Source organism: Desulfofundulus thermocisternus DSM 10259 (assembly GCF_000686645.1).
Classification (GTDB): Bacteria; Bacillota; Desulfotomaculia; order Desulfotomaculales; family Desulfovirgulaceae; genus Desulfofundulus; species Desulfofundulus australicus.
In genome coordinates this window covers 40,731-53,128 of the sequence record NZ_JMLG01000009.1, presented here as the reverse complement: position 1 = coordinate 53,128, position 12,398 = coordinate 40,731, and the positions used below count along the sequence as shown (strand labels likewise).

Genomic DNA, 12,398 nt, shown 5'->3' with positions numbered 1-12,398 from the left:
CGGAATATTCTTTTAAGGAGGTATTCTCATGCTGCAAAAGGGCGGCGCCTTTTTACTGGAAAATGCCAACCCGCAGGATGTATTCACCCCGGAGGACCTGACCGACGAGCACCGCATGATCCGGGACACGGTGGCCGATTTTGCGGCCAACGAGCTGGCCCCCCGGGCGGAAGAGCTGGAGCACCAGCCGGAAGGGCTGATGCGGGAACTGCTGCTCAAGGCGGGGGAGCTGGGCCTCCTCTCCGCCGACATACCCGAGGAATACGGCGGCTCCGACCTGGGCAAAATCGCCTCCATCATCATCACCGAAAACATTGTGGCCGGCGGCTCCTTCGCCCTGGCCCACGGCGCCCACACGGGCATCGGTTCCCTGCCCATTGTTTTCTTCGGCAACGAGGAGCAGAAAAAGCGCTACCTTCCCCAGCTGGCCACCGGGGAAAAAATTGCCGCCTACGCCCTCACCGAGCCCAACGCCGGCTCCGACGCCCTTTCCGCCCGCACCAGGGCGGTGCTGTCCCCGGACGGGAAATATTACCTGTTAAACGGGGAAAAAATGTTCATCACCAACGGCGGCATTGCCGACGTTTACGTGACCTACGCCAAGGTGGACGGGGATAAATTCACCGCCTTCATCGTGGACCGGGACACCCCCGGCTTCAGCCAGGGCGCGGAAGAGAAAAAGATGGGCATCAAGGGTTCCTCCACCCGCAGCCTCATTTTTGAGGACGCCCGGGTGCCGGTGGAAAACCTGCTGGGAGAAATCGGCAGGGGGCACGTGATTGCCTTCAACATCCTCAACATCGGCCGCCTGAAGCTGGGCGCGGGCTGCACCGGTTCGGCCAAGCTGGCCATAGAGCTGGCCGCCAAATACGCCCTGCAGCGGGAGCAGTTCGGGCAGCCCATTGCCAGGTTCGGCATGATCCGGCACAAGCTGGCCCAGATGGCCGCTAAAACATACGCCGCCGAGAGCGTGGTCTACCGCATCACCGGCATGATCGAAGAATCCCTGGCCGGCAGGTCCAGCGGAGCTGAAGTGGCCGCCGCCATCGAGGAGTACGCCATTGAATGCTCCATTGCCAAGGTGCTGGCCTCGGAAGTGCTGGACTATGTGGTGGACGAGATGGTGCAGATTTACGGCGGCTACGGCTACATCCAGGATTACCCCGCCGAGCGCTTCTACCGGGATTCCCGGATCAACCGCATCTTCGAGGGTACCAACGAGATCAACCGGCTGATCATCCCGGCCACCCTGCTCCGCCGGGCCGTGAAGGGCAGGCTGGCCCTGCTGCCGGCAGCCAGAGCCCTGGCCGGGGAAATACTCAACCTGCGGGCCGCTGTCCCGGAGGATGACGGGAAACCGCTGGCCGCCGAGCGGGCCATGGTGGCCATGGCCAAAAAGCTGTTCCTGCTGGTGGGCGGCCAGGCGGTGGAAAAATACATGGATAAGCTGGCCAACGAGCAGGAAATCGTTGCTATCCTGGCCGACCTGGCCATCCAGATCTACGCCATGGAAAGCGCCATCCTGCGGGCCCTGAAAGCCCGGGAAACCGACCCCGCAGGCGCGGAAACGAAGCTCAACCTGGCCCGTGTCTATGTCTACGATTCCTTCCCCCTGCTGGAAAAATGGGCCCGGGAAGCCATGTGCTTCCTGTTCGAGGGAGATATGCGGCAGACCCAGCTCTCCATCGTCAAGCGGATGTGCAAGCACCAGCCGGCCGACCTGATCGGCCTGCGCCGGGAAATTGCCGGACGGGTGCTGGAAGCGGAAAAATATGTGGTATAATATTCCCAGTTGCGGGAAAGGAGTTTGCACGTGGCCAGGAGAAGCGGCGACAAGTACAGGGCCATTATTGAAGCGGCGGTAAAGGTAATTGCCGAAAACGGCTACCACAACGCCCAGGTTTCCAAAATTGCCCGGGAGGCAGGGGTTGCCGACGGCACCATCTACCTTTACTTCCGCAACAAGGAAGACGTGCTCATCTCCCTGTTCCGGGTGAAGATGGGCGAGTTTATCGCGGCGGCAAAGAAGGAGCTGGAAGGCTGCACCGGGGCGAAAGAGCAGCTGGCCCGCCTGATCCGGCTGCACTTCACCAGGCTGGAGGCCAACCGCCACCTGGCCACGGTAATGCAAATACAACTGCGACAGTCGGACCCGGTCATCCGCCAGGGCATAACCGAACCCCTGCGGGCTTACTCCCGCCTCATCGAAGGGATTGTTTCCCGCGGCATGGAAACCGGAGAGTTCCGGCCCGACCTGGATGTGCGCCTGGCCCGGCAGATGATCTTTGGAACCATGGACGAGGTGGCCACCTGCTGGGTGATGTCCCACCGCCACTACAGCCTGGCGGCGCTGGCTCCTGAAGTCTACCGGCTGCTCTTCCGGGCCCTGGCGGCAAAGGATAACGGATCATCTTAAAAGGCGAAATAAGGGCCTGCTCATGCCGGCAGGCCCTTATTTCCCGGTTACACCCTAACTGATCTTATGGGAGGAGGAACCGGCATGAACCTGAAAGCGGGGGACGTATTTTCGTGGGAAAGGACATTTACCGAAGAAGAGGTCCTTGCCTTCGCCGGACTCTCGGGTGACCGCGGAAGGCACCACATGCAGCGGGACGCCCGGGGTCGCCTGATGGTGCACGGGCTGTTGACCGCCTCTGTGCCGACCAAGATTGGGGGCGACCTCAACTATATCGCCAGGGAAATGTCCATGGAATTCCTGCACCCGGTATATACCGGGGACACGGTCCGCTGCGAGGTAAAGATAACCGAAGTTACTCCCGGGGAAGGTTATACCGGGGTGGCCATGGAAGCGGTCTGCCGCAACCAGGATGGCAGGGAAGTGCTGGTTGGCCGCAGCCATGGAATTATTCGAGAGTAAGTTTGTTTAAAAACATGGTCGTTCCAAATTCTTTCGAGCCTGCATACCGCAGGCCTTTTTTTGTGGGGCAAAAACTGGCTTGAAGCCCCGGCATCAACAAAAGTAAACCTGTAGTTACCGGGCCTGCTACATCATAACTATTTAGACAAGTATAGAACACCATTATCAACTTGACAAGGAACCAAGCTAAATAATATAATGAGGTTAATTTGATAATCTTCGAAATGTCCGGAAGGACGTGATTACCATGGGACTGAGCATGGTCTTCAAGGCACTGGGAGACGACACGCGGCGGGAAATCCTCCGCCTCCTGGCCCGGGGAGACATGACCGCCGGCGAGATTGCCCGCGCCTTTTCCCTTTCCCGGCCCACCATCTCCCACCACCTGCATATCCTCAAAGAGGCCGGCCTGGTAGCAGATGAGAAAAGGGGACAATTTGTCGTCTATTCGCTAAACACTACCGTTTTCCAGGATGTTACCGGCTGGGTATTTGAGATGTTAAGTTCCCTTACCGGCCGGAACCGCTACAAAGGAAGGGAGGAGTTGGACAATGGAAAATAATTACCGTGTCGACCGTAAGATGGTGGTCGGTGATTGGCCGGCCCTGGCCGTGCTGCTGGCGATGTTTATTGCCGGCGCGGCAAGCTACCCGCACCTGCCGGAGCTGGTGCCGGCACACTGGAACCTGCGGGGGGAGATAGACTCCTATTTCTCCCGGTTCTGGGGGGCCTTCGCCCTGCCCCTGCTTACCGGGGGAATTTATCTGGGCATGCTCTTCGCCCCTTACATTGATCCCAAACGAAACAATTACCTCCGTTTCCCGGAAGCTTACCGGGCGGTGCGCCTGGGGCTGGTCTTCTTTTTTGCCGCGCTCCACGCCATGATCCTGGCCGTAGCCCTGGGAGGGCCGGCGGATCTGGTCAGCCGGTTTACCCCCCTGGCCCTGGGCGTTTTTTTGGTCATCACCGGGAACTATCTAACCCGGGTACGGTTCAATTACTTTTTCGGCATCCGCACACCCTGGACCCTGGCCAGCGAAGAAGTCTGGCGGCGCACCCACCGTTTCGCGGGGCCGGTTTTTGTCCTGGCCGGCCTGCTGACCGTGCTGGCAGCCTTCCTGCCCGCCCCCGCCAGCTTCATCCTGTCCGTGGGGGCCGTCATCAGCGCGGCGGCAGCCAGTATAATTTACTCATATATTGTTTACCGCAGGTTCCGGGATTAGGATCCGCCCAACATATTTCTACAAACATATTTCTACAGCATAATATTTAAATCGCTTAAATTTGTGGCAGGAATAACCTCCCGGACAGCCAATATTAAAACTTAGAGACTGTTGGCGCCAGCATGACATCAGTTGACGACAGAAGGAGAAATGCCCATGGCCGCAGACATAGTTAAAACTCCCTTCCTGGTTAACGAAATGGTGGTCTATTTCATTTCCCCGCAGGTGGCCCACGTGGTGGAAGTGGACTGCCGGATTGAGCTGACCACCACACCCGACAGCTGTACCTGCTGCTCCTTTCGCTTTCGCTCCCGGCTGGACCCGAACTACCGCTGCCGGCACATTGAAGCAGTACGGCAGGTGCTGGAAAAAGCCCGTCACGCCGGCCCCGGCGCTGAAAAAGTTATCTGCGGACTGTAAAAGGGAAATAATATCCGGTAGGGAGGGCTTCAGGGCAGCGCAACTTTTTTGAGCCGGAAGTGGACAAACCCGGCCCGACCTGAAAAAAAGCAAGAAAAGCGCAGGTGTATGCAACATGCCGGCAAAAGTATACCCTTTCCCCAGCGCGGAAGATCAGCAGGTGATCCAGACCGCCATCCACGTCTTCCTCACCAGCCAGACCGGGAAAGCCCGGGACACCATGCTGAAGACCATCCGGGCGGTGCTGGACCGCTACCGCATCTCCAGGTTTTCCTTTCCTGATTACGTGGTGGAAGCCACCCGCATGCCCGGTTACTCGGTGGTGCGGGCACGCAACTGTGTCGAGGGCACGGTCTGCCCCCAGTGCGGTGAAAAGCTTTACGGTCTTACCAGCAGGGTGCGCATATTAAGCGTCCAGGAACGCCGGAATTACCACCTGGTTACCTACGGCTGCCGCTGCGGGAAAGTTTTTGCCAAGCAGGAACAATGTTAAGGATGAAGACCGTGGATGTAGAAGAAAATGGAGCGGGAGGGATAAAACTGTTCCTCCCGCTCTACCGTTTGTGCAGCCTGCACCCGGCTCCCGCCGGGCCAAAGGCAGGCCGCCCACACCGGGCTTTAAAGGCGCCTTTTTTCTTCACGACAGCCGGGGCTGACGTGACCTTCCCGGTTATCAGGCTCTGCCGAGCCGTTTAATCATCTCCACCATATTGCGCCCCAGGCGGCGGCATTCCTCCAGGGCCAGCAGGTCCTCATGCACACCCCGCTTCCAGCAAATCCTGCCTTCCTCCAGGCGGTCAAACATGGTTCCCATGGCCCCGCTGTTGCAGATGCCGCTTTCCTGGTCGCGGGTATCCACCAGGATCAGGCCCTGGGCCACCAGGAAGCGCTCCATAATGGCCTGGGCGTGCTCCTGCCCGCCGTTGCGCAGGCCGGCGTGGGTGACCGCCCCTCCCACCTTGCCGTGAAGCAGGTTCCGGGCCATATGCATCCAGCGGGTGCGGTCGATAAAATTCTTCATCAGGCCGGTAACATTGGCCCAGTACACCGGAGAACCGAGTACAATGCCGTCGGCCGCCAGCATTTTTTCGGCCAGCAGGCCTATGTCGTCATCCTTGATGGAGCATTCCGTTTTGCCCAGGCAGCGGTTGCAGGCCAGGCAGGGCTTGATGTTATAATCAACCAGCTCCACCAGCTCCGTTTCCGCGCCGGCCCTGGCGGCTTCGTCCAGGACGGCCTGCAGCATGATGGCCGTATTCTTGCCTTTGCGGTGGCTGCCGTTAATGGCCAGAATTTTCACCCCAAATCCCCCTTTTTCAAATATTTTTGTAATTAATACCTTCGACCCGGCAGGCCTTGACTCCTGCCGTCATCATGTCTTCCCTCCCATCAATCAGGGCTTGCAGCTGTTGCAGGGCTCGTATCCCGCATCCAGGGCCTCGTCCCGGGTGGCAAATTTCACCCGGTTGTCCGGGGCGATCTGGCGCCCGTACTCGCAGTCCGGGCGGTGGAATTTCCTGCTGCGGGCGTTACCCAGGTAATAGGGCTCTTTGTCCTGCACCTCCAGGCCCCACAGGCCCCGCTCCTCTTCCCGGGCTTCCCGCTGCAGGCGGGCAAACAGTTCCGCATATTTCACATTGGGCGGGACGGTCATTACCTGGGCGTAGCCCTTGAGCAGCAGCTCGGCGTTGAACATGCGGCTGCGGGCTTCGCTTTCCTCCGGCCCGCTCCCGCCGGGAGGGTCAAGCCAGACATAGGCCAGAAGGCGCCCGTAGTGGTCCCTTTCCTGCACATCCTTTTCCAGCCAGACGCGCTTCCCCTCCAGGCGGCCCCTGGTGTAGGCCGACGCCTCCTTACCGTACGGTTCCACCTCTTTAGTTGACTCGGGAGTGTTCACGCCGATCAGGCGCACCGTTTCGCTCCTGCCGTTCTCGAGACGCACCACCACAGTATCCCCGTCCACCACCCGGCTTACGGTGGCAGGCAAAAGGCCGGCAGTTTCCCCTCCCCGGCCCTGCCCGGCAGGGGAAGGCTCCTGGCTGCGGGCCGGCGGCTTTGCAACCTCACCGCCCGTATCCGGGACGGCACCGGAACAGCCGGCCGCCAGCATCATCAGGGCAACAAGCAAAAATACAGCTACTCTAGTAAATACATGTTTAGCTATGGATATCATCTCCAGAGCCCCTCCTGATAAACTCCTGCTATAAGGAAAAGAGCACACCGGACCGGTACCCACCGGAAAAAACAGGGACAGTTTAGAATTCGCCGCTTTCCCGCCTGCTTCCCCGGTGAGGAAAAACCCGGCAGCCAGCCGGAAATAAAAGCCCCTTCATGATAATTACCCGGAGGATGCCGGCCGCTCCAGGAGGCTGACGCACTCCACGTGGCAGGTCTGGGGGAACATATCCACCGGCTGCACTTCCACCACCCGGTAGCCATACCCGGCCAGCAGGCCCAGATCCCGGGCCAGGGTCCCCGGGTCGCAGGATACGTAAACCACCCGCGGCACCGGGCAGCGGGCCAGGGTTTCCAGGACAGAGCGGTGACAGCCCCGCCGGGGCGGATCCAGCACCAGCACATCGGGTCCGCCGTCCCGGCGGAAAAGGCGGGGAAGGAGTTTTTCCACCGCTCCCTGGAGAAAGGATGCGTTGCCCAGGCCGTTGAGCCGGGCATTCTGCCGGGCATCGGCCACGGCCCGGGAAGACAGCTCCATACCCAGCACCTCCCGGGCCTGCCGGGCCAGGAAAAGAGCAATGGTGCCCACGCCGCAGTAGGCGTCCACCACCCGCTCCCGCCCTGTAAGGCCGGCATATTCCCCCACCTTTTCGTACAGGACCCGTGTCTGCACCGGGTTGACCTGGTAGAAAGAATCGGCAGAAAGGCGAAAAGCCAGCCCGCCCAGGTAATCGGTTATATATCCCCGGCCGTACAGGACCTCCACCCCGTCTGCCCTCCCCTCCCGGCCCGGCCGGGCAGCTTCCTGCCGGATTATCGTGGTCACCCGGCCGGTGCCGGCCAGCTCCGCAGCCAGCTTCCCGAGACGCGGGCGTCCGCCGCCGGCGGCCAGCACCACCATGGTTTCCCCCGTGGCCACGGCCCTGCGCAGGGTAACGTGAGAAATCAGAGGAGCCGGACCTTGTAGAAGCTCGTCCCGGTACTGGCCCAGCAGATGATCAATGATCAGCGCCAGTTCGTTCAGCTCCCGGTCCAGAATACGGCACCGGGTCCCATCACCCACCCAGTACCCGGGCGTGTGGGAGTCGGGAGCATAAAGGCCCAGGGCCGGCCTTCCTTCCCGGAGCATTACATGGAACCGCACCTTGTTCCGGTAGTGCCAGGGGTGGTTCATACCCAGGGCGGGTAGAACCCTTATCCCGCCCAGCCTGCCGATGCGTTCCAGGCTGTTCCGCACCCGCCCGGTTTTGTACTGAAGCTGGCACTCATAAGGCAGGTGCTGAATATGGCAGCCGCCGCAGCTGCCGAAAGAAGGGCATTCCGGGCGGCAGCGCGAAGGGCCAGGGTCTATCACTTCTTCCAGCCTTGCCCGCAGGTAATTTTTCTTTACCTCCACCACCGTAACCCGCACCCTGTCGCCGGGTACGGCCAGGGGTACGAACACCACCCGCCCCTGCCAGCGGCCCACCCCTTCGCCGCTGTGGCTGAGGTCTTCCACCTCAAGTACGACTTGCTCTCCGGGCTGTACACCAGGCATGGTTATCCTCCAGGCAAAATTTAGTCATACGATTACATTTTCTCCCGGCCAGCCCGCCCCGTGCGCCGGCCATTCCTTTTCCACATCTTCCTCTGTAAATATTTGAAAACCCGATTCCACCAGCAATGCCGCCGTCACGCCATGACCTGTTTTGACTTTCCCGCTAAACGACCCGTCGTAAATCCGGCCGTACCCGCAGGAAGGGCTCCGGGCCTTAAGAATGGCAGCCCGTATGCCGTGGTTCCTGGCGATCTCCAGTACAGCCCGGGCTCCCCGGATAAAAGCCCCGGTAACATCCTCCCCCTTGCAATTGACCACCCGCGCCCGCCCCTCCAGCACGTCCACTCCCGTACCGCCCTGTATTTCCGACGCCGGGCGCGGTACGGGCAACCCGCCCAGGCACTCCGGGCATACCGGTACTGCCCGGTCTTCCCTGACCAGCCTTTCCACCACCGCACAGGTCCGGGGCAACCCATCGTAGGAACAGGAATGCCCGGCCAGGCATGCGCTTACCATATACTTCACTCATTCATTCCCCCCTGTTATTTCCGGCAAAAATGCAGAAACACAACAAATCCATTGCGCAGATACCGGCATCGATATTCCGGGTCATGCCACCGTCCACAACCAGGCTGGCACCGCTTCCCGGCGAAAATTTCACCCCGGACACGGATCCTGCATACTTTTTCCGGCTGACCTTGTTCCCGCAGGCTTTTATCCATTCCCGGCGTAACCGGACCGCTCTGGAAAAGGCCCTGGGCATCCAGAAAGTACGCCCGGCCCCCGCATATCCCTTCTCCCTCTCCCCTTAAAAGCACAATGCTGCGCACGGCCAGTATGCAGCTATATATGACCCCCGGCACGCCCCAGCGCCTGTTAAACGAGCATAAGCCTTCTCCTGACCATCCTGCACGTTTAATTTAATGCCAGAAGATCCTGAAGGGAGGCCTGCAGGGCCATAAAAAAAGAAGTACTGGCTACATTGCCTTGAAAGTCTTTTAAACGACGCTTGTCAACAGCGCGTATCTGGTCAGGGAGTGCGCGGGTAACTTTGCCGTGAAAGGTTAATTCCGGTCGAAAAGAGGCGGGCCTGGCTCCTGTAGAAAGGGGAACGATTACAACGGTAGAAAGATAGTTAAATGGTTCATCGGATACCACCACTGCATAGTGAGGCCCCCGCAGAATATGGCCCGTTCCTTCCAGACTAACTCTATAAATATCTCCTGGACGGGGAATTTCGGCAGGCATCAGAGCTCACCCCTTTCGGCCCGGGCCATTCTTTCTATATGTTCCGAAAAGTCTGCTTCCGCCCAGGCCGCGAGATCTTCTTCTTCCGCCAACCGGCGACACTCTTCCGCAAGCTTCTTCCGTTTTAGCTCCTTGACATACCGTTCTACCGCACCCCGCACGAAGTCGCTCAAAGTCGGAAATTCTTCAGGGTTGCGTACCTCCTCAATGGATTTCAGAAGACTGGTGGGCATGCGAATCGTCGTGCGAACATGCTCCATAGTTATCACCCCAAATGTCAGACATTGCTGCATACATTATAGCATACAATAAAGTATGATACAATACGGCCCGGAAAATTGAGGACATCACCCCCAACTGGCGGCGCCAGGCGGGAATGATCAAAAAAGCCCAGGAAATGGGCGCTTCCCAGGGTGTGGACACCGGCGCCGGGGCCACCGGCGTATGCCACGGAGGGGGTTTTTAAGCACCAGGGGCAGAACGCTGTTGTATCGCTCCGCTTCCGCGCTAATGGAATTGACCATCGGCTGGCCCCTTTCCGCCGCCAGCTCCAGGCCCACCTCCAGAGCCAACTCAACAAAAGAGCCACCCGCAAATCGGGACGGCCCTGGAAATCAGTGTCCGGCCGCACCAGCCGCGGGTGGCTTCCCCACCATAAAAATAAATTTTGAAAAGAGGACCGCCTTTCATCCCCTCCCTTATGGGGGGACTTCCCGGCAGGATAGTTAAAGCCCGGCTCGGTTAACAATGGTTTCAGCCACTTCTTCAGCGGACTTGAAGGGAAAATCACCTGCTTTCAACAGTTTGCCGGCCTCGCCGGCGGTCATCTTTAAGCCGCCAGCCTGGCATGTGGTTTCGGCTCCCTGGGGAAACGCCGCCAGCAACTCCTCAGGGGTGTGGATGGGAAAAGTCGCCCCTCTCAACGCCCCGATAATCTGCGCTTTGATGGCTTCACGTACGGACATGGCTGAATTCCTCCTTTTACTGATTTTTTCTTTTGTAGAAAATATAAAGCCCACCGGCTTACTGAATCTGTTAACTGGTTGACAAGAAAATCTAAAATTTTATGTTACGTCACTTCATTCCGTCCCTGCAGGACTCAAATTTAAAGGCCGCTTCCAGCTGCTCAAGGGTTTCCCAGAGTTCTTCCGGAGTAACCCCTGCGGCTTCGGCAAGAACTTTAATCGGAATATTCTTTAAAATTTCCCTTTTGTTACCCGCAGCGTATTCCGAATGCAGGTAGAGATTTAAAAACACGACCAGAACCCTGCCCAGGGGTGTTCCGGCTTTGATCTCATACAGCAGGAGGGCCATAAACTGGATTTGCCCGGCTAAGTTTCGAATGATCTTCAGGGCGAATGTTTCATCACCGGCAGCTGGAGTTTTACCAGATTGTTTATCATTCATTTAGTGTCACACTTTCTCAACAGGCTTCCAGGGCTTCAGCCAGCTTTTCCCGGTTCAGCAGGCAAATGCGCTGCCCCCTGGCGGCAATGATCCCCTCCTGCTTCAAGAGCCCTAAAATCTTTGTAACCATCACCCGGGAGGCGTTGACCAGATTGCCTATATCCTGGTGGGTCAGCTCGATATCGATGGTAATACCTTCCGGAGAGGGAACTCCGTACTCATCCGCCAGGCTCAGGAGCGTAGCGGCAATCCTTCCCCTTACGTCCCTGAAGGCCATGTTGGCCACCTGGTCGGTGTACTCGTTCAGCTTTTTCCCAAGCAATTGAATAATCTTTAAAGAAATCTGAGGGTTTTTAAGCAAAACGGCAAAATCCTCCCTGCTGCAGGAGCACACGAAGGTGTCCTCCATTGCCTGGGCGCTCATGGTATGCACGGTATCCTCGAAGAAGGTGTTTTCTCCGAACATGTCGTCCTCTTTGAGGATGTCCAGGATGATCTCCTTACCCTCCCCGGACACTTTAAACAGTTTCACCCGGCCGTATTTTATGAGGTAGATCGTGTCGGCGGGCTCCCCTTCCCTGAAGATAAACTCGTTCTTACGATAAACCCTCTTGCGGGCCAGCGCGCCGATTCTTTCCCGCTCGGCAAAGTCCAGGGCTGAAAATATTTCCAGCTCCTTCATGCAGCGTATCTTTTTCATGATTTCCCCTCTTCCAAAAGCTTTTCCACTTCCCTGCGAAAATGTTCCAAATCTATGGGCAGTATTTCAACGGGCACCTGGGTATAATCAAAGAACTCCAGGATTTTCTCGTCGTCAAAAGGGATGATCCCGGTGTCCAGCAGCAGGATACGGTCATAATAACCGAAATTCTGCCGGGCGTCAATCTCGTCCCATTTCAAACCTTCTATGAATATCTTGCGCCAGTTCTCCAGCCAGCCGGCGGTCAGGTAAAAGTTGCGGCCCCCGGCATCCAGCTCGGCCAGCCGTTCTCCCAGCAGCATCTCAATGCAGTTTTTGGCCCGGATGACCCGCCCGCCCCTCCTGATCACCATCCGCTCCATTTCCGGGTGGCACTGGAGGCCAAATACAACGGCGACACTGTCTTCGTTCATGTCGTCCAGGGCCTGCACAAGGGCTTCTCCCAATTTGTCGAAGTCCACGTGGAGCCCCGGTTCCAGGTAATGAATTTCAACTTCTTTTCCTTGCAGGACGTACTCCAATTCCTTTTCCAGAATGCCGCAGCATAAAATTTTTTGGGGCATACCATTCCCTCCTGGAGATTGTTCTTTATGATCAAAGCTTAACTTAATGTCCCTCAATCGTCTGTAAACTGTTTAACAAGCCCGGCTGCTCCGCGGAAAAATTACGAGATTTGGTAATTCCAGGAGCAGGGATGCGGCAAGTTACGATTTAGCCCACATCCGAAAAGCCAGCAAATTAAGCCCCACCGCTTCGAACGGGCAGCAGGCTGGTGAGAGAAGAACCCGTATAAGACGCCGCCAAACAACC

The 12,398-nt window shown here is 58.0% G+C and carries 18 protein-coding genes; 7 read left to right on the top strand and 11 right to left on the bottom strand.

From position 1 onward, the window contains the following. The first annotated feature begins 28 nt into the window (after positions 1-28). The 7 genes from BR83_RS0108855 (at position 29) to BR83_RS0108825 (ending at position 5,014) form a co-directional block, all read left to right on the top strand. On the top strand, positions 29-1,783 hold the full coding sequence (locus BR83_RS0108855; protein ID WP_027356782.1) for an acyl-CoA dehydrogenase family protein: 1,755 nt from the start codon (positions 29-31) through the stop codon (positions 1,781-1,783). Between the two features lie 30 nt (positions 1,784-1,813). Then, positions 1,814-2,416: a TetR/AcrR family transcriptional regulator gene (locus tag BR83_RS0108850; protein WP_027356781.1), complete on the top strand. Its 603-nt coding sequence runs from the start codon at positions 1,814-1,816 to the stop codon at positions 2,414-2,416. Between the two features lie 84 nt (positions 2,417-2,500). Next, the gene (locus BR83_RS0108845; RefSeq protein ID WP_027356780.1) at positions 2,501-2,878 is read left to right on the top strand and encodes a MaoC family dehydratase; all 378 of its coding nucleotides are present in this window, start codon (positions 2,501-2,503) and stop codon (positions 2,876-2,878) included. Positions 2,879-3,125: 247 nt separating this feature from the next. Further along, positions 3,126-3,440 carry an autorepressor SdpR family transcription factor gene (locus tag BR83_RS15505; RefSeq protein ID WP_114679211.1) on the top strand — a complete coding sequence of 105 codons (315 nt, stop codon included), beginning with the start codon at positions 3,126-3,128 and terminating at the stop codon, positions 3,438-3,440. Next, positions 3,430-4,101 carry an SdpI family protein gene (locus BR83_RS0108835; protein ID WP_051618068.1) on the top strand — a complete coding sequence of 224 codons (672 nt, stop codon included), beginning with the start codon at positions 3,430-3,432 and terminating at the stop codon, positions 4,099-4,101. The genes BR83_RS15505 and BR83_RS0108835 overlap by 11 nt, the downstream gene beginning before the upstream one ends. 156 nt (positions 4,102-4,257) lie before the next feature. Then, complete coding sequence (locus BR83_RS15500; RefSeq protein WP_027356778.1) at positions 4,258-4,521, top strand: hypothetical protein; 264 nt, start codon at positions 4,258-4,260, stop codon at positions 4,519-4,521. 115 nt (positions 4,522-4,636) lie between these two features. Beyond that, the gene (locus tag BR83_RS0108825; protein WP_027356777.1) at positions 4,637-5,014 is read left to right on the top strand and encodes a hypothetical protein; all 378 of its coding nucleotides are present in this window, start codon (positions 4,637-4,639) and stop codon (positions 5,012-5,014) included. A gap of 180 nt (positions 5,015-5,194) precedes the next feature. Here BR83_RS0108825 and BR83_RS0108815 read toward each other — a convergent pair whose 3' ends face one another. From BR83_RS0108815 to BR83_RS0108755, 11 genes are all read right to left on the bottom strand, one after another. After that, positions 5,195-5,821 (bottom strand): flavodoxin family protein, encoded by a 627-nt coding sequence (locus BR83_RS0108815; protein ID WP_027356775.1) that lies wholly within the window; start codon positions 5,819-5,821, stop codon positions 5,195-5,197. Positions 5,822-5,914: 93 nt separating this feature from the next. Further along, positions 5,915-6,694 (bottom strand): thermonuclease family protein, encoded by a 780-nt coding sequence (locus BR83_RS16410; RefSeq protein WP_084327138.1) that lies wholly within the window; start codon positions 6,692-6,694, stop codon positions 5,915-5,917. A gap of 165 nt (positions 6,695-6,859) precedes the next feature. Next, positions 6,860-8,233, bottom strand: a complete 1,374-nt coding sequence (gene rlmD, locus BR83_RS0108805; protein ID WP_027356774.1) for a 23S rRNA (uracil(1939)-C(5))-methyltransferase RlmD — start codon at positions 8,231-8,233, stop codon at positions 6,860-6,862. A gap of 24 nt (positions 8,234-8,257) precedes the next feature. After that, positions 8,258-8,749 (bottom strand): 2-thiouracil desulfurase family protein, encoded by a 492-nt coding sequence (locus tag BR83_RS0108800; protein ID WP_034634954.1) that lies wholly within the window; start codon positions 8,747-8,749, stop codon positions 8,258-8,260. A 13-nt stretch (positions 8,750-8,762) separates the two neighbouring features. Further along, positions 8,763-8,996 (bottom strand): hypothetical protein, encoded by a 234-nt coding sequence (locus BR83_RS0108795; protein WP_027356772.1) that lies wholly within the window; start codon positions 8,994-8,996, stop codon positions 8,763-8,765. A gap of 152 nt (positions 8,997-9,148) precedes the next feature. Further along, entirely contained in the window at positions 9,149-9,481 is a 333-nt protein-coding gene (locus tag BR83_RS0108790; RefSeq protein WP_013821392.1) for a type II toxin-antitoxin system PemK/MazF family toxin, read from the bottom strand. Then, positions 9,481-9,741, bottom strand: coding sequence for a ribbon-helix-helix domain-containing protein (locus BR83_RS17390; RefSeq protein WP_207640184.1), 261 nt, complete (start codon positions 9,739-9,741; stop codon positions 9,481-9,483). The genes BR83_RS0108790 and BR83_RS17390 overlap by 1 nt, the downstream gene beginning before the upstream one ends. A 465-nt stretch (positions 9,742-10,206) precedes the next feature. Next, complete coding sequence (locus tag BR83_RS0108770) at positions 10,207-10,446, bottom strand: MTH865 family protein (protein ID WP_027356770.1); 240 nt, start codon at positions 10,444-10,446, stop codon at positions 10,207-10,209. 109 nt (positions 10,447-10,555) lie between these two features. Then, positions 10,556-10,888 (bottom strand): hypothetical protein, encoded by a 333-nt coding sequence (locus tag BR83_RS0108765; RefSeq protein WP_027356769.1) that lies wholly within the window; start codon positions 10,886-10,888, stop codon positions 10,556-10,558. 16 nt (positions 10,889-10,904) lie between these two features. Further along, positions 10,905-11,588 (bottom strand): Crp/Fnr family transcriptional regulator, encoded by a 684-nt coding sequence (locus BR83_RS0108760; RefSeq protein WP_027356768.1) that lies wholly within the window; start codon positions 11,586-11,588, stop codon positions 10,905-10,907. Then, the gene (locus BR83_RS0108755; protein WP_027356767.1) at positions 11,585-12,151 is read right to left on the bottom strand and encodes a DUF1638 domain-containing protein; all 567 of its coding nucleotides are present in this window, start codon (positions 12,149-12,151) and stop codon (positions 11,585-11,587) included. The genes BR83_RS0108760 and BR83_RS0108755 overlap by 4 nt, the downstream gene beginning before the upstream one ends. Positions 12,152-12,398 lie beyond the last annotated feature (247 nt).